The organism is Bradyrhizobium sp. UFLA05-153 (assembly GCF_054185185.1).
Genome location: NZ_JBBIAM010000026.1, coordinates 83,223 through 102,335, shown reverse-complemented (window position 1 = coordinate 102,335; position 19,113 = coordinate 83,223). Strand labels below are relative to the sequence as shown.

General features: G+C 63.6%; 15 protein-coding genes and 1 pseudogene. 2 read left to right on the top strand and 14 right to left on the bottom strand.

Going from position 1 to position 19,113, the window contains the following annotated elements:
• The 11 genes and pseudogenes from Q2941_RS18015 to Q2941_RS17965 all read right to left on the bottom strand — a co-directional run.
• Window positions 1–226: pseudogene (locus Q2941_RS18015) on the bottom strand (branched-chain amino acid ABC transporter permease); the annotation flags it as partial.
• Window positions 223–945, bottom strand: a complete 723-nt coding sequence (locus Q2941_RS18010; protein WP_027523970.1) for an ABC transporter ATP-binding protein — start codon at window positions 943–945, stop codon at window positions 223–225. The gene Q2941_RS18010 and the pseudogene Q2941_RS18015, both read right to left, overlap by 4 nt.
• Complete coding sequence (locus tag Q2941_RS18005; RefSeq protein WP_458193300.1) at window positions 942–1,706, bottom strand: ABC transporter ATP-binding protein; 765 nt, start codon at window positions 1,704–1,706, stop codon at window positions 942–944. The genes Q2941_RS18010 and Q2941_RS18005 overlap by 4 nt, the downstream gene beginning before the upstream one ends.
• Before the next feature lie 70 nt (window positions 1,707–1,776).
• Window positions 1,777–2,958 (bottom strand): substrate-binding domain-containing protein, encoded by a 1,182-nt coding sequence (locus Q2941_RS18000; protein ID WP_156944412.1) that lies wholly within the window; start codon window positions 2,956–2,958, stop codon window positions 1,777–1,779.
• A 118-nt stretch (window positions 2,959–3,076) separates the two neighbouring features.
• The gene (locus tag Q2941_RS17995; RefSeq protein WP_027523973.1) at window positions 3,077–5,128 is read right to left on the bottom strand and encodes an acyl CoA:acetate/3-ketoacid CoA transferase; all 2,052 of its coding nucleotides are present in this window, start codon (window positions 5,126–5,128) and stop codon (window positions 3,077–3,079) included.
• Between the two features lie 116 nt (window positions 5,129–5,244).
• Window positions 5,245–6,555 (bottom strand): MFS transporter, encoded by a 1,311-nt coding sequence (locus Q2941_RS17990; protein WP_198031785.1) that lies wholly within the window; start codon window positions 6,553–6,555, stop codon window positions 5,245–5,247.
• Window positions 6,556–6,753: 198 nt separating this feature from the next.
• A complete protein-coding gene (locus Q2941_RS17985; RefSeq protein WP_027523975.1) occupies window positions 6,754–8,196 on the bottom strand; it encodes a sigma-54 interaction domain-containing protein in 1,443 nt (480 codons plus the stop codon).
• A 278-nt stretch (window positions 8,197–8,474) separates the two neighbouring features.
• Window positions 8,475–10,211: a putative bifunctional diguanylate cyclase/phosphodiesterase gene (locus tag Q2941_RS17980; RefSeq protein ID WP_027523976.1), complete on the bottom strand. Its 1,737-nt coding sequence runs from the start codon at window positions 10,209–10,211 to the stop codon at window positions 8,475–8,477.
• A 221-nt stretch (window positions 10,212–10,432) separates the two neighbouring features.
• Entirely contained in the window at window positions 10,433–11,395 is a 963-nt protein-coding gene (locus Q2941_RS17975) for a sensor histidine kinase (RefSeq protein WP_027523977.1), read from the bottom strand.
• Between the two features lie 381 nt (window positions 11,396–11,776).
• Window positions 11,777–13,153 (bottom strand): cytochrome P450, encoded by a 1,377-nt coding sequence (locus Q2941_RS17970; protein ID WP_458193299.1) that lies wholly within the window; start codon window positions 13,151–13,153, stop codon window positions 11,777–11,779.
• A gap of 127 nt (window positions 13,154–13,280) precedes the next feature.
• A complete protein-coding gene (locus tag Q2941_RS17965; RefSeq protein WP_458193298.1) occupies window positions 13,281–14,522 on the bottom strand; it encodes an LLM class flavin-dependent oxidoreductase in 1,242 nt (413 codons plus the stop codon).
• A gap of 436 nt (window positions 14,523–14,958) precedes the next feature.
• Between Q2941_RS17965 and Q2941_RS17960 the strand changes: the two genes are divergently transcribed.
• Window positions 14,959–16,155: an extracellular catalytic domain type 1 short-chain-length polyhydroxyalkanoate depolymerase gene (locus Q2941_RS17960; protein WP_027523980.1), complete on the top strand. Its 1,197-nt coding sequence runs from the start codon at window positions 14,959–14,961 to the stop codon at window positions 16,153–16,155.
• Window position 16,156: 1 nt separating this feature from the next.
• Here the strand turns inward: Q2941_RS17960 and Q2941_RS17955 are convergent, their stop codons facing one another.
• A complete protein-coding gene (locus Q2941_RS17955) occupies window positions 16,157–16,462 on the bottom strand; it encodes a hypothetical protein (protein WP_027523981.1) in 306 nt (101 codons plus the stop codon).
• Window positions 16,463–16,597: 135 nt separating this feature from the next.
• On the opposite strand from Q2941_RS17955, the gene Q2941_RS17950 reads away from it, so the two are divergent.
• A complete protein-coding gene (locus Q2941_RS17950) occupies window positions 16,598–16,969 on the top strand; it encodes a winged helix-turn-helix transcriptional regulator (protein ID WP_254109834.1) in 372 nt (123 codons plus the stop codon).
• A 109-nt stretch (window positions 16,970–17,078) separates the two neighbouring features.
• On the opposite strand, the gene Q2941_RS17945 is transcribed toward Q2941_RS17950, so the two are convergent.
• Window positions 17,079–17,753 carry an MBL fold metallo-hydrolase gene (locus tag Q2941_RS17945; protein WP_458193297.1) on the bottom strand — a complete coding sequence of 225 codons (675 nt, stop codon included), beginning with the start codon at window positions 17,751–17,753 and terminating at the stop codon, window positions 17,079–17,081.
• 161 nt (window positions 17,754–17,914) lie between these two features.
• Window positions 17,915–19,033: a vWA domain-containing protein gene (locus Q2941_RS17940; protein WP_458193296.1), complete on the bottom strand. Its 1,119-nt coding sequence runs from the start codon at window positions 19,031–19,033 to the stop codon at window positions 17,915–17,917.
• Between the last annotated feature and the right edge of the window lie 80 nt (window positions 19,034–19,113).

Genomic DNA, 19,113 nt, shown 5'->3' with positions numbered 1-19,113 from the left:
CGTGGCCGAAATTGAGCACGTCCATCAGGCCGAACACCAGCGTCAGGCCTGAAGCCATGATGAAGATCATCATGCCCATGGCGAGGCTCGCGACAGTCAGCGTCAGCCAGGAGCTGGTCGAGCCGACGAAGGGAATCATGACCAGCGCGAGCGCAATTGGAAGCAGGATCGGCGCGATGTCGCGCTTGGGCTTCGGCAGCGGATCGGTTGCGGCAAGGTCGGTCATTGATGCGCCTCCAGGCTCAGGCCGAGCAACCGCTCCTGGAGCGGCACGTCGGCGGCGAGCGCCGCCATCTCGCCGCGATGGACGATGGTGCCATTGTCCATCACCAGCACGCTGTCGCCGAGCTCGCGGGCGGCAAAGAAATTCTGTTCGACCAGGAGAATCGTCGCGCCCTTGCGCTTGATCTCCTTCAGGCACTCGATCAGCGCCATGACGATGGCGGGCGCCAGGCCTTTGGTCGGTTCGTCGATCAGCAAGAGCTTGCGCGGCTCGATGATCGCGCGGGCAATCGACAGCATCTGCTTCTGTCCGCCTGAGAGAGAGCCGGCGCGCGACAGCCAGAACCGACGCAGCGCGGGGAAGAAGCCAAAAATCCAGTCGAGTTGGGCGTCGTCGAGCGGACCGTCGCGCGCTGCGAGCACCAGGTTCTCCTTCACCGTGAGGTCGGAGAACACCGCCATGCTCTCCGGCACGTAGCCGACGCCCAGCCGGGCGATGTCGGGCGTGGCGCGGCCTTCGATGCGCTCGCCGGCGAGACTGATCTCGCCGCTGGAGGCCTGCCACAAGCCCATGATGGTGCGCAGCGTCGTGGTCTTGCCGGCGCCGTTGCGGCCGAGCAGCATGGTGGTCTGCCCCTGGGCGACCGCGAGGTCGATGCCCTGGAGGATGTGATAGCGGCCGATATGGGTGTGCACGCCGGAGAGTTTGAGCAGATCGGTCATGCGGCGCTCTTCGGGGCAACGCCGAGATAGGCTTCCTGCACGATTGGCGAGGCGATCACCTCGGCCGGCGGGCCGTCGGCGACGAGCTGGCCGTTATGCAGCACGATGATGCGGTCGGCGAGCGAGCGCACCACATCCATCTTGTGCTCGACCAGGAGGATGATCTTGCTCCTGTCCTGCTTGAGTTGCGCAATGAGATTGAGCACGACAGGCACCTCGTCGATGCTCATGCCCGCGGTCGGCTCGTCGAACATGAAGACCTTCGGCTCCAGCGCGATCATGAGCGCGACCTCGAGCTTGCGCTGGTCGCCATGCGAGAGCGCGGTCGCGGTGACGCCGCGGCGGTTGCCGAGCGCGACCTGGTCGAGGATGCCGTCTGCGCGCGCGATCATGTCGCGCCGCACCATCCAGGGCCGTAGCATGTCATAGTGCGTGCCGTTCGCCGCCTGCACCGCGAGGCGGACGTTCTCTTCCACCGTCAGGTTCGGAAACAGGTTGGTGAGCTGGAACGCGCGGCCGAGACCAGCGCGCGTGCGCAGCGGCGCCGAGTGCTCGGTGATGTCGGTGCCGTCGAACAAAATGCTGCCGCTCGACGCGCGCAACTGGCCCGAGATCAGGTTGAAATAGGTGGTCTTGCCGGCGCCGTTCGGTCCGACGATGGCGGTGAGCTCGCCCGGGCGGAAGCTGCAGCTCACATTGTTGACCGCGACATGGCCGCCAAAGCGGATGGTCAGGTCGCGCGTCTCTAACGTCAGGGCCATCGGGAGAACTCTCGGATCATTCACGGAAAGTCCTCTCCCCGCGAGAGATCGCGGGGAGAGCAAGACAGCATCACCGCTTGTTGCGGATCGGAACGTCCATGTCCTCGATCTTCAGCTCGCGCACCGGCTCGAGGATGGCCCAGGCGACGTTCGGATCGACCTTGACCTTGAAGTGATACATGCTCTGGAGCGCCTGATGGTCTTCTTTCCGGAACACCATCTTGCCCTTAGGCGTGTCGAACTCCATGCCTTCCATCGCCGTGATCAGCTTCTCGGTGTCGGTCGACTTCGCCTTGGTGACGGCGGCAACGACGGACATCGCCGCGGCAAAGCCGCCCGCGGTGAAGAAGTCCGGCGGCGCGTTGAAGCGCTTCTGGTGCTCGGCAACCAGCCAGTCGTTCACCGGGTTCTTCGGGATGTCGTAGTAGTAATAGGTCGCGCCTTCCATGCCCGGCAGCGCCTTGTAGGCGGCGAGCGCCGGCAGGATGTTGCCGCCGGTCGAGAGCTCGATGCCGTAACGCTTCGGATCCATGTCCTGGAGCTTTGCCAGCGGATTGCCGGCGCCGGCCCAGATCACCCAGATCACCTTGCGGCCCGGCTTGTCCTTCAGCGCGTCGAACAGGCGCTGGCCGACGGCGGTGAAGTCGGTGGTCGAGGTCGGGGCATATTCTTCGGCAGCTAAGGTCGCGCCGGTCTTGGCCAGCGCTTCCTTGAAGGCGGCGACGCCGTCACGGCCGAAGGCGTAGTCCTGCGCCAGCGTTGCAACGGTCACGCCCTGCTTGCCGATCGCGACCGCGTTGGAGATCGCGTCCTGCGAGGAGTTGCGCGCGGTACGGAAGATGTAGCGATTCCACTTCTCGCCGGTAATCTGATCCGCGACGGCGGGCTCGACGATCAAAATCTTCTTGTTCTCTTCGGCGACGGGCAGGATCGCGAGGGCCGCGGCCGACGACGTCGTGCCGATCGCGATGTCGACCTTGTCGTCCTGATAGGCTTCGGCGAGCGCAGCTTTCGCTAGGTCCGGCTTGCCCTGGTCGTCCTTGGTGATGATGACGATCTTGCGACCGTCGAGCATCATCGTGCCCTTGGTGGCGTATTCAAAACCCATTTGCAGTCCGGTCTCGGTCTGCTTGGCATAAGCCTCCAGCGGGCCGGTCTTGCCGTAGATCAGCGCGACCTTGAGATCATCTGCGCACGCTGTGGTGGCCGCGGCGAGGCCAAGAATCGTTGTTGCTATGGTTGTTGTTATGATGACTGGTAAACGCAAGATGATCCCTCCTGATCCATTTTGTTGGGCAATAGCGATTTGCACAGCGCGGCGGACATTGCAATTCAACCTTCCGCCCGGGCCTGCGCATGCAAGGTCTGCATCATTTTTGAGCCTTCCGCGCGCCGCGTGACGCGCCGTCATCGCGTGCGTCAGTCCCTTCGACCTGCCGCATATCCGACTGCGCCTCGGCGGCGCTCTCGAAGATGTGCGGCGCTACGCCGCGTTTTTCCAGCGCCTCGCCGAGCTTGATGCGCAGGAACCCTGATGTCGTGTAGCGCGAGACGCCGGAATAGAAGCGGTCGACGAGGCCGCGGACCATGGCCGAATAATCGTCCATCAGCTCGGGCAGGATCGAAAAGTTGTCGTAGTTGACGATGGCGTAGACCCTATGGCCGAGCGGGGCGAGCCTGGCCTCGACGATGCGCGCGATGGCGTCGATATCGGCCTTGCTGCGCAGGGGATAGCGTTCCAGATTGACGAAGAACATGTTCTGCTGCTCGTCCAGCGTGAAGCGCTGGTCGAGCGGGATGGTCAGAAGCCGTTCGCGCAGCTCCATCAGATCGTCACGGAAGATGCGCGCGTCCATCAGGGCGGGGTCGCGCGGGACCAGCGGCTTGAAGTCCATCAGGCGCAGGATGTCGCGCTCGATATCGATGCCGGGCGCGACCTCGATGAGCTCGAGGCCGTCGGGGCGTAAGCTGAAGACGCAGCGCTCGGTGACATAGAGCACGCGCTGCCCGCGCGCCGCCGAGACGGCTCCGCTGAAGGTGACGTGCTCGACATGGTCGACGAACTTGCGTGACTTCGCTTCTTCGACGATCGACAGCTTGCCGTCGCTGACCGCGATGTTCTGCTTGCCCGCGCCGAAGGTGCCGACGAACACCACCTCCTTGGCGTTCTGGCTGATATTGATGAAGCCGCCGGCGCCCGCAAGCTTCGGCCCGAACTTGCTGACGTTGAGGTTGCCGGCACGATCGACCTGCGCGAGGCCGAGGAAGGCCGCATCGAGTCCGCCGCCGTCGTAGAAGTCGAACTGATACGGCTGGTCGATCACGGCCTGCGTATTGATGGCCGCGCCAAAGTCGATGCCGCTCGCGGGGATGCCGCCGATCACGCCGGGTTCCGCCGTCAGCGTGATGAGGTCGATGATGCGCTCCTCATTGGCGACCGATGCGATTCCCTCGGGCATGCCGATGCCGAGATTGACGACGCTGTTGGCCTTGAGTTCGAACGCGGCGCGGCGGGCGATGATCTTGCGCTCGCTCATCGGCATCACGGGCAGGGATGCTGCACGCACCCTGATCTCGCTCGAAAAAGCGGGGTTATACTGCGTGCCAAACGTCTGCCAGTGATGCTCGGGCTTCGCCACCACGACGCAGTCGACGAGGATTCCGGGAATCTTGACCTGGCGCGGATTGAGGCTGCCGCTCTCGGCGACGCGCTCGACCTGGGCGATGACGATGCCGCCGGAATTATGCGCGGCCATGGCAATGGTGAGCGCTTCCAGCGTCAGCGCTTCCTTCTCCATGGTGAGGTTGCCGTCGGGATCGCCGGTGGTGGCGCGGATGATCCCGACATTGATCGGGAACGTCCGGTAGAGCAGGCATTCTTCGCCGCCGATCTTGATCAGCTCCACCATGTCCTCGGTGGTGCGTGCGTTCAGCTTGCCGCCACCGTTGCGGGGGTCGACGAAGGTGCCCATGCCGACGCGGGTGATGTGGCCGGGCCGGTGCGCGGCGATGTCGCGGAAAAGATGCGTGATCACGCCCTGCGGCAGATTATAGGCCTCGATCTGGTTGGCGATCGCGAGCTGCTGCAATTTCGGTGCAAGGCCCCAATGCCCGCCGATCACGCGCCGGACCAGGCCCTCATGCGCGAAATGGTTGAGACCGCGGTGCTTGCCGTCGCCCTGGCCCGCCGCATAGACCAGCGTCAGATTGTGCGGCTTGCCTTGCGTATAGGGCGCATCGCCCTCGTTGGAGAGGTAGAGCTCCTCGAGCGCCATCGCGATCTCCTCGGCAAAGCCGATGCCGACGAAGCCGCCGGTGGCGACCGTGTCGCCGTCGCGGATCAGCATGACGGCTTCCGCCGCCGTGACGATCTTGCCCTTCTCGGAATTGCGCAGGTAAGGCAGAGCTGGGTGCTGGCTCACGGCGTTCCTCCCGATCCCTGGACCGCATGCCGTTGTTGTTCTATTGCGTCGATCTTAGCGCGAGGAGCAGTCCTGGAACAGGCCGCTCCTCGCGGCGCGAGACGTGGTCGGGCCGGTCAGGCCTGAACTATCTTGCGTGTTTCGGTGGCGAAGTAGACCGACACGATGGTGATGATCGCCAGCGCGATCATGTACAGCGAGATCGGCCAGGTTGCCGGCGCATAGGCCGTCATCAGGCCGGTCGCGATCAGCGGCGACAGCGCGCCGGCGAAGATCGAGGCGAGGTTGTAGCCGAGCGAGACGCCGCTATAGCGCACCTTGGTGCCGAACAGCTCGGACAGGAAGCTCGCCTGCGGGCCATACATCGCAGCATGTCCGACGGCGAGGCCCAGCACGATCGCGATCCAGGCCAGGTGCGGTTCCTTGGTCGACAGCAGCATGAACAGCGGGAACGACATCAGTGCGGAAAAGACCGCGCCGAAGATGTAGATCGGCCGCCGCCCGACGCGGTCGGAGAGCGCGCCGAACGCAGGGATCGTGAAGGTCTCGATCGCGGCCGCGATCAAAACGCCGTTCAGCATGTCCTGCTTGTTCATGCCGAGCGATTGTGTCGCATAGGCGAGCACGAAGGTGGCATAGATGTAGAAGAATCCGTTCTCGGCGAAGCGCGCGCCCATCGCGAGCAGGATGTTCTTTGGATACATCCGGATCGCCTCGAGGATCGGCATCTTCACTTCCTGCTTGGTGTCCTTGACCTTCTGGAACTCCGGCGATTCCGCGATGGTGAAGCGGATCCACAGGCCGACCAGCACCAGCGCGATCGAGAACAGGAACGGGATGCGCCAGCCCCAGGCATAGAGCTGCGCGTCGGTCAGCATCGAGGAGACGACCGAGAACACCAGCGTGCCGAGCACGAGGCCGAGTGGAGCGCCAAGCTGCGGCCAGCTCCCGTAAAAGCCCTTCTTGTCCTCGGGGGCATGCTCGACTGCCATCAGCACGGCGCCGCCCCATTCACCGCCCAAGCCGAAGCCCTGGATCAGGCGGCAGGCGACGAGCAGGATCGCGGCCCAGATGCCGGCGGTCTCATAGGTCGGCAGGAAGCCGATCGCCGCGGTCGCAGCACCCATGATCAAGAGCGTCAGATACAGCATCGTCTTGCGGCCGATCTTGTCGCCATAGTGGCCGAACACGACGCCACCGAGCGGGCGTGCGATGAAGCCGAGCGCATAGGTCGCAAACGCCAGCAGCGTGCCCATCATGGGGTCGAAGGTCGGAAAGAACAGCTTGTTGAAGATCAGCGCGGCGGCGGTGCCGTAGAGGAAGAAGTCGTACCACTCGATCGCCGTGCCGATCAGGCTCGCGGTGGCGACGGTGACGTGCGATGGCTGCTTTGCCTGAAGCTGATTGACTGTGATCGCTCCACTCATCTTGGGTTCTCCCTGTTTTGGCCAAGCGCGCATTTGCAGCATGCGTCTTTGTGCAGAGCGAAAAGCAAGCTCCGCGCCAGATGCGGCGGATGTGGGCAAAGTGGCTGAAAACGCGGCAATTCGCGCATCTGCGCCAGGAAGAACGCGCAGCGAGTCGTGTCCGGAGTCTGAGACTCCGGACAATCTCAGTCTCGAAACTCAGACGGAGGCCGGCCCTGAGGCGAGGCCGAACTTGGCGAGCTTCTTGTAGAAGGTCGCACGCGAGATCTGGAGCATCTTGGCCGCTTCCGAGATCTGGCCGTTGCTGGCGGCGAGCGCCTGTTCGAGCGTGTGCTTCTCGAACTCGGCTTCGGCTTCGGCATAGGGAATGACGGTGCCGCCGGTCCGGGCCTGCGCCACGGGTCTGGTGTCGGCGCCGACGGGAAGGATGCGAGCAAAATCCTCGCCGGTCAGCCGTCCCGAATCGCTCAGGATCAGCGCCCGCTCCAGAATGTTGCGGAGCTCGCGGACGTTGCCGGGCCAGTTGTAGCGGGCAAGGCTTGCGAGCGCGCTCGGCGTGATCCTGGCATTGACGTAGTCGCCGGTGGCACTGATGTCCTCGAGCAGCCGCGCGCAGATGTCGGGGAGATCGTCGAGACAGTCGCGCAAGGGGGGTAGGCCGATCGAGAGCACGTTGAGCCGGTAATAGAGATCGGCGCGAAAGGCGCCCTCGCTGACGCGCTTGTGCAAATCGACATTGGTGGCGGCGACCACGCGCACGTCGATCTTGGTAACTTTGTCGGAGCCGAGCGGCTCGATCTCGCGCTCCTGCAACACGCGGAGCAGCTTGGCCTGGAGCTGGAGCGGCATCTCGCCGATCTCGTCGAGGAACAGCGTGCCGCCATCGGCGATGCGGAATTTTCCCTCGCGGCCCTTGCGGTCGGCCCCGGTATAGGCGCCCGGCGCAGTGCCGAAAAATTCCGACTCGATCAGCGTGTCGGGAATCGCGGCGACGTTGACGCTGACGAACGGCTTTTCGGCGCGGGAAGAGGCGTTGTGAATGGCCTGCGCCAGCATCTCCTTGCCCGTTCCGGTCTCGCCGGTCAGCAGCACGGTGACGTTCTGCCGCGCGGCGCGCGCCGCCAGTTCCTTGGCCTGCGCGATCCCTGGCGTCGCACCGACGTAATCGGCAAAAGTGAAGCGCGCGGCACGTGCGTGCGACAATTGCCGCCGCGCCAGCCGCAGATCGCTTTCGAGCTGGGTGACGCGCGCGAGCAGCGGCTTCAGGCCTTCGAGGCGGTCATAGAGCACGAAGCCGATAGCGCCGATGATGTTTCCGCGCTCGTCCTCGATCGGCATGCGGGTGACGACGAGCTGCTCGCCGCCGAGCTCCATGATGTCGAGGATGATCGGCTCCCCGGTCTCCACCACCCGCCGCATCAGGCTGTTGGGAATGATCTCCTCGATCGGACGTCCCAGCGCCTCGGACTCGTGCGAGAGGCCGATCGCGGTGACGTATTTCTCGTTGACGTAGACCACCCGCCCGTTGCGATCGATCGCAATGGCGCCCTCGCAAAGATGCTCCAGCCGCTCGAACAGCGTCTCCATGGCGCGGGCGCGAATATAGGCGGGATCGCTGACGACGGAGGAGGGAGCGGACATGGCGTACCTCGGTGGCTGCCAAGCGAGGCAAGCCCGGACGTTCGCCTGCTTCTTAGCAAAAGGCCAGCAATTTCAAAGGGAGAATTCGCTGCTTGTAAGGATGGTCGATCCCCAGCACGTCGTCCTGGACAAGCGCAGCGCAGATCCAGGACCCATTACCCCAGGGAGTAGTTTGGCGAAGACTCGTGGTCACCGACTTCGCGCCACAACCACTCCCTGGGGTAATGGGTCCTGGCTTTCGCCAGGACGACCTCGAGGTGGTTGGGCCGCTTCAGGGCCTACCGCCGGTATCCACCCGCCCGTGAATAGCCCTGCCGGTTCTGCTGCATCGGGCGGCTGGCGATGCTGACGCGCGCTTCGCTGGCCGCGGGGGTTGCGAGCTTCAGCTCTTCCAGGAAGACCGGCCGGGCGAAATAATAGCCCTGCGCATAGCGGATCTTGGTCGCGGCCTGGAGATAGGCCAGCTCCTCATAGGATTCGAGGCCTTCGGCGATGACCGTCATGCCCAGCGCTTCGCTCAAGGATTCGATCGCGCGCAAGATGCCCTGGCTGCGCGGGCGCTTATGGATGTCGGTGATGAAGGAACGGTCGATCTTGATTTCGTCGGCCGTGATGTCGGCGAGCGCCGAGAGCGAGGAAAAGCCGATGCCGAAATCGTCGATGGAGATACCGACGCCGAGCTTGCGGAACATCGGCAGGATTTCGGACTGAAAAAGATTCGTGGCGACGAAGGCATCTTCCGTCACTTCGATCATGAAGCGTTTCGGGAAGCCGGTCTCGTCCAGCGCTTGCGCAAAAGAGCGCATGAACTCGGGATTGCCGGCCTGCTTGGCGGCGACGTTGATGCTGATGCTCGCTTCGGCGCCAAAGGTGTCGTTGATCAGGTCGATCGACCTCACGATCTCGGCCAGCACGAGATGGGTGAGCTCGTCGATGAGCCCGAGCTCGACCGCGAGGTTGATGAACGAGCCCGGTGCCTGGATCACGCCCTCATCGTCGCGCAGGCGCACCAAGGCCTCGATGCCCTTCACGGCCTGGGTCCTGATGTCGACCTTGGACTGGAACGCGCAGCAGAAACGCTTCTCGAGGATGGCGAGCCGCAGCGACTGCTCGATCTTCATGCGCGCGAGCGCCTCGCGCTCCATGCCGGAGTCGAAGAACGCAGCAGAACCCTTGCCCTGGTTCTTGATGCGGTACATCGCGATGTCGGCGTTCTGGCGCAGCACCTCGAAGGAGCGGCCGTGATCGGGATAGAGGCTGACGCCGACCGAGGTGGAAGCGAAGATCTCGGAGGAGTCGATGAAGAAGGGCGCGGTCAGGCGCTTCAGCGTCGCCTGGATGAATTCGGCGACCTCCTCTTCGCTCTTGATCGGCGAGAGCAGCAGCAGGAATTCGTCGCCCGAGATCCGCGACAGCATGTCGGTCTCGCGCAGGTCGCGGCCGAGCCGCTTCGATAGCTCGACCAGCAGCGCATCGCCGACCGAATGGCCGTAGTAATCGTTGATGTGCTTGAAATTGTCGACGTCGAGAAAGGCGAGTGCAAAACGCTCGCCGTTGCGCTCGCGCCCCAAAATGCTGTTGACGCTATGCTCGATCACGCGCCGGGAGGGCAGGCCGGTGAGCTCGTCGAAATAGGCCGAGCGAAACAGCTGGTCCTCGAAATTCTTCTGCTCGGTGATGTCGGAGGAGGCGGAGATGAGGAGATCGCGGCCGGCAAGGCGGATCGGGCGATGGGTGGTGAGCAGGACCTGGCGCGCAGTGCCATCGTGGAGGGATTCCTCGGCCACCACGGGCTGGCCTGCCCGCATCGCCTGTTGGCAGGCTTCGTGGCGCTGCGCCAGGTCCGGCGCCGGCCGGCTGCCATCCATGCCGAGATGGCGGGCAGCGGCATCGTTAACCAGAATGAGGTCGCCGCGCGCATCCTGCACGGTCACGCCGGCAGGCAGCATTCTAACGATTTCCTTGAGAAATCCGAGCTCGGCATCAGTCGCGCCGGAGTATTTGCTGTCGTTCATAGAATTCATGAATCTTGTTGTTCAGGCGCGCCTTTGTAATGGTGCGATCTTGCCGAAGTCCCTCTTAGGTTTGGTTAAGGGATACACAGAAATTCGGGAATGGTTCGCCGCAACTTGTCGCGCCGGCGCGAGCGGCGCCGATCGTCATTAACAGAGCGTCAACGCCACTTGCGAAACTGCGGGGGATGCGCGCGGCCCGCTTTCGCTTTGCCGTCAAAGTGTCAGGATTTGGGAATGCGACATTGCATGATGCAATGAACGCCGCTCTTCAGGTATGAGATCTCGGTCTTGCCGTCGAAGGCGACGAGCGCCGATTTCAACAATTTTGTGCCGAAGCCAGGCGCCGAGACCTTATCGACGCTGGGTCCTTCGGTTTCGTCCCAGGTGATGGTGAGGCGGTCGTCGGAGACGGTCCACGACACCATCAGCAGGCCGCGCAAGGCGGAGAAGGCGCCGTATTTGCTCGCGTTGGTGGCGAGCTCGTGAAACATCAGTGACAGCGTGACCGCGAGCTTCGCCGGCAGGAAGAGCCGCTCGCCGTTCAGCGTGAAGCGGACATGGCCGTAAGGACCGAGCTCGGAGATCAGGAGGTCGCGGATGTCGCAACCGGAATTGTCGACCCGCGCGATCAGATCGTCGGTTGCCGCCAGCGACCGCAGCCGCGGATCGATGCGGGCCCAGACCTGCGGCTGGTCATGCAGCACCTGATGCAGCACCGCATGTACGGTCGAGAGCTTGTTCTTGAGCCGGTGCTGCAATTCATCGACCAGGAGCTTGCGATACTCCTCTTCCTCGATCAGGCGCTTGGAGATCCGCCGCTGCTCGATCAGAAGCGAGCGGTAGTGCTCGACGCCCCAGATCGTGAGCGCGGTGACGGCCCAGTACAGCACGAGCAGGACGAAGCGCGCGGTGTCGGCATGGGCGTCGCCGAAATTCAGGCTGACGCCGAGCACGCCGCCGATCAGCGCGGTGATGACGCCGATGCGCAGGCCACCGAATGCAGCGGCAAAGAACACGGCCGGAAAATACGGCGTGAAGAAGATGTCCGGCCGTACCTGGGCGAGGCCCCAGCGCACCAGCGTCGCGAGCACGAGACAGATCGTCGCAAAGCCGACGCTGAGCGCCAGCGAAGGCGGCGAGATGCCGAGCCAGCCCTTCCGGAATTCGTCGACCAGTTTCACCATCTGCCGTTTAACCGCGAAGCGAGCTCGATAGGCGGGCTGCAAATGAAGGCGATGCACAGGCCGCCTGCGCAAGCATAGCTTGCCTCGGCATTGGCGGGCTCGGATATTGACCGTTGGAACGACAGCGCCGCGCGGTGCCGGTCTATTGGCCTCAAATCATTCGAAAACAGGAACATCCCACGGGCAGGCTGGAGCGACCAGTGGGAGTCTTTATCGTCGAAGATGCCAAAATTGTGATCGATGGATGGCTATACCGGAAGGCGAGGTGGCCAGACCACAGCGAAGAATCCGTGAGGTGGGCAAAGCGAAGCGTGCCCACCAATTCTCCATCCGCGAAAAGTGGTGGGCACGGCGCTCCGCGCCTTTGCCCACCCTGCGATCTCACACCGCCTTCACGTTCACCCGCAATCCGTCGCGCGGCTTGGGGATCGGCCACATCTGCCAGTCCGGCTTGTAGCCGGGCTCCAGCGATACCTCGAGATTCTGCAAGAAGTGCCGCGCAAAGCATTTCGCCTGCATGTAGGCGAAGTGCAGGCCGAGGCACATATGCGCGCCGCCGCCAAACGGGATCCAGGCGAAGCGGTGGCGGTTGCGCTGTGCCTCCTCGGTGAAGCGCTTGGGATCGAAACGGTCCGGCTCCGGCCAGATGTCCTTCATGTGATGGGTGTAGAGCGGATTGACGCCGACCGCCGTGCCGGCCGGAATCGTAAACCCCTTGAATGTGAAGTCGCGCATCGCACGGCGCGGCATCGACGGCACCGGCGGCTTGATCCGCAGCGCCTCCTTGAATGCCATCTCCGACAGCGGCATCTTTTCAAGATCGTCAAAGTTCGTCGGCGAATCGGCAGACAGTTCTAGCGCCGCAACCTCGTCGCGCAGCCTGCCTTGCCAATCCGGATGGGCCGCGAGCTCGCCGATGAACGACGTCAGCGACGAGGTCAGCGTGTCGTGCGCGGCCATCATCAAGAAGCTCATATGGTCGATGATGTCCTGCTCGGAGAGCAGCGCGCCGTCCTCATGGGTGGCGTGGCAGAGTTGCGAGAACAGGTCCTCGCCGCCTTGCTTAGCGCGGCGCAGCGGAATCTGCTCCCTGAAATAGGCGACGATGCGCTTGCGGCCGTTGACGCCGCGCGCCATCTGCGTGCCCGGGAGCGGACGACGGATCGGGGTGACGGCGGCCGCCACCATGTCGACGAAGGCGCGATTGATCTCGGCGACCTCCGGCCCGATATCGGCGCCGAGGAAAGACGTCGCGGCGAGATCGAGCGTGAGTTGCTTCATCGCTGGATAAAGCTGCATCACGCCCGGTTTTGCCTTCCACTGTGCGACGCGCGCCGCGATGCCCTTGTCGAGATCGGTGAGATAGGACTTCATCGGCCCGGACTTGAAGGCGACCGACAGAGCCTTGCGGTGCAGGCGGTGCTCGTCGAAATCGAGAAGCATCAGGCCGCGCGGAAACAACAGGCCGAGCACCTTGTTCCAGCCATGGGTCGAGGAGAACAGCTTGTGCTGGTCGAACAGCACGAGCTCGTTCGCTTCGGGCCCGAGCAGCACGACGTTGGTCTCGCCGAAAATGTGGGTGCGATAGACCGGGCCATATTTTGCGCCGGCCGCCTCGATGTGGCCCTTGGGATCGGCCAACACCTGGAACGTCTTGCCGATGATCGGCCAGCCCTCGTCGCCCGGAATGTGCGTGAGCTCGTTGCGCTTCGGTGCGGTCCAGCTGATCGCAGGCGAGGCCACACTCTGCATCGACATGGCGTTGGCTCCCGGTTGTTGACCGAACCGGATCGCGCGACCACGACCCGGCTGACGTCGACAGCATAGCACAGTTGGCGCGGAAATGATGTGACGGCATTCCCAGGCGAATGTCGCGATGTAGACCCTAGGCCTGCCGTTTCGCAGCTTCCTTCTGTAAATCCGGTGCGTTGACGGCGGGTATCGCGACGCGGCCGGGGCCGGTCTGCTTCAAGGCCTCGGCGGCCTTCTCGTTCTCCATGATCTTGGCCATCACCGCCTGTCCCGCCCGCTCGAAGATCGCGCGGTTCTCGATCACGAATTTTTGCGACCTGCGAAGCCCGTCGATATAGCCGTTGATCTCGGGCACCACATAGCGCGCGACCATGTCCCAGCTCCGGCGCGTGGCTTCCGGATTGGCCCAGTCGTGCACGAAGCCGATGATGGCGCCGACACCGCCGGACACCTCCATCACGTTCTTGATGGTTTTGACGAGATCATCGGGCGTGCCGATGGTGGAGGCCGCGCCATCGACGAAGGCGGTCTTGTCCACGGCTTCGTCGGGCGAGGAGAACGCGGTGAGGCCCGGCCGCTGCAGCGTGCCGACATTATATTCGTTGTGCCAGCGCATCAGCCCGGCGCCGGCCTCGCGGCGCGCCTGCTCGCGGGTCTCGGCGATGTGCCAGGTGAGCAGCACACGCCAGTCGGCGCGGTTGACCGTGGTGCCGTGCTTCCTGGCGGCATCCTCGGCAAATTCCCATTGTTGCCGCAGCGACATCAGGCCCTGCGTCGTCATCGAGCCCAGCGAGATGATGCCGATGCCGTATTTTCCGGCGAGCGTCATGCCCGACGGCGAGATCTGCGAGGCGACCACGAACGGCATCTCCTCCTGGAGCGGGAGGAGCTGAAGCGCGGCGTCGTTCATTGTGAACCAGTCGCTCTTGGCGGTGACGCGCTCGCCGTTGAAGAGGCGGCGGATGATCGCGATCGCCTCGTCCTGGCGGTCGCGCTGCGTCATCGGGTCGATGCCGAGCGTATGCGCGTCGGAGGCGAGCGCGCCCGGACCGGACCCGAAGATCGCGCGGCCGCCGGTCATGTGGTCGAGCTGCACCATGCGCTGGGCGACGTTGAACGGATGGTGATAGGGCAGCGACACGACGCCGGTGCCGAGCTTGATGCGCTTGGTGCGCTCGCCGGCCGCGGCCAAGAACATCTCGGGCGAAGCGATCATCTCCCAGCCGGAGGAATGATGCTCGCCGCACCAGAACTCGTCATAGCCGAGGCTATCCAGCTGCTCGACCAGGTCGAGATCGCGCCGGAACTGGAGCATCGGATGCTCCCCGATCGGGTGATGCGGGGCAAGAAAGGCTCCGAATTTCAGGCGCGCCATGGGTTTCTGTCCGGCTTGTTGTTGCAGGCTTTCGGTCAACCTACGGCTCGGCCCGAGCCGACGCAATCCTTCGAGGCCGCGCAGACGTCATGGTTGTCGCGCAAATGAGCGCTGCTTGCCGGCAGCCGGAATTTTGCGCCAGCCGTCGCTGCGATCTCACGGCCGGCGCAGTCTTCTTCGCGAGCGAATCGTTGCAATCGGCGCGCGCAGCATTTCTCGTCGCACTCGCCTCGTTTGCGACGTTAATCGTGATCTGCGTCGCATTTCTGACATGGATGCGCCGCGTGTCCGCATGAACTCTAGGCAACATTGTCGATTGCGCTGTCGAATTGCCCGTTAATTCACGGGGATTGACGACACACAGACTTTTTATTTTGCGACGCAGCAACTATCTGTTTTGGGGTGACGTTGGAAGTCGCCCCATCAGGAGCTGTCGGTGTCGTTAACCAGGAATGTCGATCTGTTAAGACGTCTGCCAAAGCTGGACGGTCTGCGCTTTGCCGAAAACTTGCGCGGCGCGGGCCAGCACAGTCCGCTGACGGAGATCACCGGATTCGGCTCTAATCCCGGAAACCTGCGCATGTTCGCGTACGTGCCGGCGCAATTGCAGCAGGTGCGCGCGCTCGTCGTCGTGCTGCATGGTTGCGGCCAGTCCGCGGCTGGCTACGATCTCGGCGCGGGATGGTCGACGCTTGCAAAGCATTACGGCTTCGCGCTGCTGATGCCGGAGCAGCAGCTCGTCAACAACGCCAACGCCTGCTTCAACTGGTTCAATCCGGAAGACACCACGCGCGACAGCGGCGAGGCCTGCTCGATCCGCGAGATGATCGCGCACATGGTCACGACGCACGGCATCGATGCGCGCCGCATCTTCATCACCGGCCTATCGGCCGGCGGCGGCATGACCTCGGTGATGCTCGCAACCTATCCGGAGGTTTTCGCAGCCGGCGCGGTCATCGCGGGGCTGCCTTATGGCGTGGCGTCGAACCTGCGCCAGGCACTCGATGGCATGTTTCATTCGCCCGAGCGTCCCGCGCGCGAGCTCGGCGATCTCGTGCGCAAGGCGTCCGACCATCGCGGTCCCTGGCCGAAAATCTCGGTGTGGCACGGCAGTGCCGATCGCACCGTCAATCCCGGCAATGCCGATGAGATCGTCAAGCAGTGGCTCGACCTGCACGACCTGCCGCTGGCGCCGATGGCGGAGACCGTCGTCGACGGCTATCCGCGCCAGGCCTGGTGGAATGCGGACGGCGAGACCATCGTCGAATCCTTCGCCATCACCGATATGGCGCACGGCACCCCGCTCGGCGTCGCCGACAACGATCATCGCTACGGCGTGGAAGGCGCCTTCCTGATCGAAGCGGGCATCTCCTCGTCGTACCACATCGCAAAATTCTTCGCCCTGACCGACTGGATCCGCAGCCCCGCGCCGGAGCAGAAGCCGACCGCGGCGGCAAAGCCGGTGCCGGCCCTGTCGCCCGCGCCGCATCTTGCGAGGTCGATCCGCACCGCCGTCGCCGAGCCGCATGGAAATGCCAAGCTCAAGGCCAAGCCCAGCAAGAAGGCCAGGCGCGGCCTCGACATCAGCGCCGTCATCACGCGCGCGCTGACGGCCGCGGGGCTGATGAAGTAGATCAGGCTGCGGTGGCGTCGATCACCTCGATCGGCGTCACTGTCACCTCGCCGCCGGCGACCTGTCGCGTCATCTCGGTATAGTGCTTGAAGAAGTCGCGCGATTGCAGCGTCTTCTGCGCGGCCTCGTCGGTGACGCTGGCGAGGTGGAAATAGCTGTTGTCGTCGCGGTTCTTCATGCAGCGATAGCCGATCCGGCCCTTGAGCTCCGGATCCGCGTTGATCGCCTTGATGAAGCGGCCGATCTCCTGGTGCCAGGCTTCCGTCGTGCCGTTCCTGAACTGGTACTTGATCATGAAGTGCTTCATGTGACGCTCCCTTCGTCATGTGCGCCATCATCTGCGCCTTGGGAGCAGTTCTGCAAGTATGGACAAAATTGATAGTATGGACTTTTTTCGCGTCCCTCCTATCCTCAATCCCCGCGATGCGATGGAGGTGACGAGATGGCGAAAGCGAGATCGGCCTTAAGGAGCTGCCCGGTCGCAGCCTTCCAGAAGATGATCGCAGGCAAGTACAAGCTCAGGATCGTCTGGGATCTGAAGGACGGTCCGCGCCGCTATGGCGAAATCAGGAGCGGCCTGCTGCGAGGTGCCGCGGGCAGCGCCGAGATCACCCCGCGCGTGCTCAGCCGCGAATTGAAGGCGCTCACCGAGAGCGGGCTGATCGACCGCCGGGATTTCGGCGTGGTGCCGCCGAAGGTCGAATACCGCCTGACCCGCAAGGGCAAGAGCTTCGTGCCCGTGATTGCCGCAATCCGCGACTGGGGCGAGCGGAATTTGAGCGAGCCGGCGGCGCTCGCGGATGCAGCCGAATAAAGCTTGGAGCGTGATGGATTTGGTCGAATCGGTGCGAGCCGCGGATTCGGTTCACCTCTCCCCGCTGGGGAGAGGTGAACGACCGCTTCGTAGTTTAGCTCATCATGCTCTACATCTCGCCGGTGATGAACGGATTGGTCATCCGCTCATGGCCGATGCGCGAGCCCGCGCCATGGCCGCAGATGAAGCCGACGTCGTCGCCGAGCGGCAGGAGCTTCGTCTTGATCGAGTTGATCAGCGTCGCGTGATTGCCGCCGGGCAGGTCCGTGCGGCCGACTGAACCCGCGAACAGCACGTCGCCGACATGGGCAAAGCGCAGCTCCTTGTTGAAGAAGACGACGCTGCCGGGCGAGTGGCCGGGGCAGTGCAGGATGTCGAAGGAGAGGTCGCCGATCGAGACGGTGTCGCCTTCCTCCAGCCAGCGGTCCGGCGCGAAATTGCGCACGCCGGTCATGCCGAAGCGCGCGCCGCTCTCGACCACATTGTCGAGCAGGAACTTGTCGGCGGCGTGCGGCCCTTCGATCGGCACCTTCAGCGCGTCGCGCAGGTCGGCGGCGCCGCCGACGTGATCGATATGGCCGTGCGTCAGCCAGATCTTCTCCACGGTCACGCCGGTTTTGCTGATCGCGTCCAGGATCTTTGGAACGTCCCCGCCGGGATCGATCACCACGGCCTTCTTGCTGGGCTCGTCCCAGATGATGGTGCAGTTCTGCTCGAACAGCGTCACGGGAACGATGATCGCGCCCGCTTTCGCCGCCTCGGATTGTTCGGTTTGCTCGGTCATGGCCTCACATTGCCGATTTTTGGCGGCCCGCCAAGCAAAAGATTCGCGCGGGATTTCGCGGAACGGTTGTCTTGAGGTCGTGAGGGAGGCCGGATCCCTGGACGACGACCGCAGCGGCGAGGATCTGATTGCAGTTTGTCCTCGCCGCCGCCGGAGCAGCCCTACCGCTTGATCTGAGCCTTGAGCGTATCCTCAACGACCCCGTCGAAAGCGGATGTTCTCGGCTTCTTCTCAAGCTGGTCGCCGACATACTTGTCGCGCTTCGCGACCAGCGCTGCGAGCTGCTCGTTGAGAGCCTTGCGTCGGTCGATCTGCTTGGTGACCTCGGCCGAGCGCTCCTCGGGTTTCATCGCGCGTAGCTTCGCCGGCAGGTCTTCTTCCTTGACAGAGGAAACGCTGGTGTCGCCGGCAGCGGCGTCGGCGACGAGATCGCCGCCGCTGGTGATGGCCTGCGAGGTCACTTTGGACCGCTTGTTGATGAAGCTCGCCATGTCGGAGGCGCTTGCCGGCGCCGCGTTTGCCATGCGCCCAGCTTTTTCCACCTGGATTTCGGTGCGCTTCTGGAGCTCCGGCGACCCATAGGGAATCACGGTTTCGTTGATCTGCTGCTGCAGGATGATGATGTCCTGGTCGTAGGGCGTTTCGATCACCACGACCTGCCCTCCGTCCTGCGGTATGGCGATGAAACGGCCGTTGCCAATCTGTGCGATGTCGCGCCACACACGCTCGGTATCGCGTGCATCGCCAGCGAGCACGGTGTTGACGATGATGTCCTTCTGCCTGGCGACTGCCAGGGTCAACGGATATTTGGTGTCCTGCGCATAGTCCATGTGCGGCGGTGCGTCGCCAACCAGGAATACGATGCGTCGCGACTCCGCGCCTGGTGTCCACTGCAGCTTGTTGATGGCGACATCCAGCGCCTCATTGACGCTTTCCGGCCAGTCGCCGCCACCGCGCGCCTTGAACTCGAGCAGGTTGGCGTAGAGATCCTGGATGTCGCGCGTGAGCTCGATCTTGGTCGTGACGTACTCATCCCCGATATCGCGGTAGGCCACGAGGCCCATGCGGATATCGGCGTCCGGATTGGAATCGACGATGGCCGTGGCGATCGACCAGATCTTGCGCTTGGCGCCCTCGATCAACCGGCTCATCGAGCCGGTTGTATCGAGCACGAAGGCGACCTCGACGGTCGGTCGTGCCATGGCCGAGGACAGGCCTGCGGGCAACGGAAGTACGGCGAGAGCGAAGGCGAGCGAGTAACGGGTGATGCGTGACCTCATAGGTCTCCTCCAGGGTTTCGTCCCCGGAACCAAGGTTCCATCCGCATCGCGGTGGGCTGAAGGCGGGATCGGCGCGAAAT

Bases quoted from the DNA above. Each gene is read 5' to 3' on its own strand.
- Q2941_RS17950 (WP_254109834.1), top strand. From the start codon at position 16,598: ATGGCGAAAGCGAGATCGGCCTTAAGGAGCTGCCCGGTCGCAGCCTTC.
- Q2941_RS18005 (WP_458193300.1), bottom strand. From the start codon at position 1,706: ATGGCCCTGACGTTAGAGACGCGCGACCTGACCATCCGCTTTGGCGGC.
- Q2941_RS17945 (WP_458193297.1), bottom strand. From the start codon at position 17,753: ATGACCGAGCAAACCGAACAATCCGAGGCGGCGAAAGCGGGCGCGATC.
- Q2941_RS17940 (WP_458193296.1), bottom strand. From the start codon at position 19,033: ATGAGGTCACGCATCACCCGTTACTCGCTCGCCTTCGCTCTCGCCGTA.
- Q2941_RS17985 (WP_027523975.1), bottom strand. From the start codon at position 8,196: ATGTCCGCTCCCTCCTCCGTCGTCAGCGATCCCGCCTATATTCGCGCC.
- Q2941_RS18010 (WP_027523970.1), bottom strand. From the start codon at position 945: ATGACCGATCTGCTCAAACTCTCCGGCGTGCACACCCATATCGGCCGC.
- Q2941_RS17990 (WP_198031785.1), bottom strand. From the start codon at position 6,555: ATGAGTGGAGCGATCACAGTCAATCAGCTTCAGGCAAAGCAGCCATCG.
- Q2941_RS17975 (WP_027523977.1), bottom strand. From the start codon at position 11,395: ATGGTGAAACTGGTCGACGAATTCCGGAAGGGCTGGCTCGGCATCTCG.
- Q2941_RS17970 (WP_458193299.1), bottom strand. From the start codon at position 13,153: ATGTCGATGCAGAGTGTGGCCTCGCCTGCGATCAGCTGGACCGCACCG.
- Q2941_RS17980 (WP_027523976.1), bottom strand. From the start codon at position 10,211: ATGAACGACAGCAAATACTCCGGCGCGACTGATGCCGAGCTCGGATTT.
- Q2941_RS17965 (WP_458193298.1), bottom strand. From the start codon at position 14,522: ATGGCGCGCCTGAAATTCGGAGCCTTTCTTGCCCCGCATCACCCGATC.
- Q2941_RS17955 (WP_027523981.1), bottom strand. From the start codon at position 16,462: ATGAAGCACTTCATGATCAAGTACCAGTTCAGGAACGGCACGACGGAA.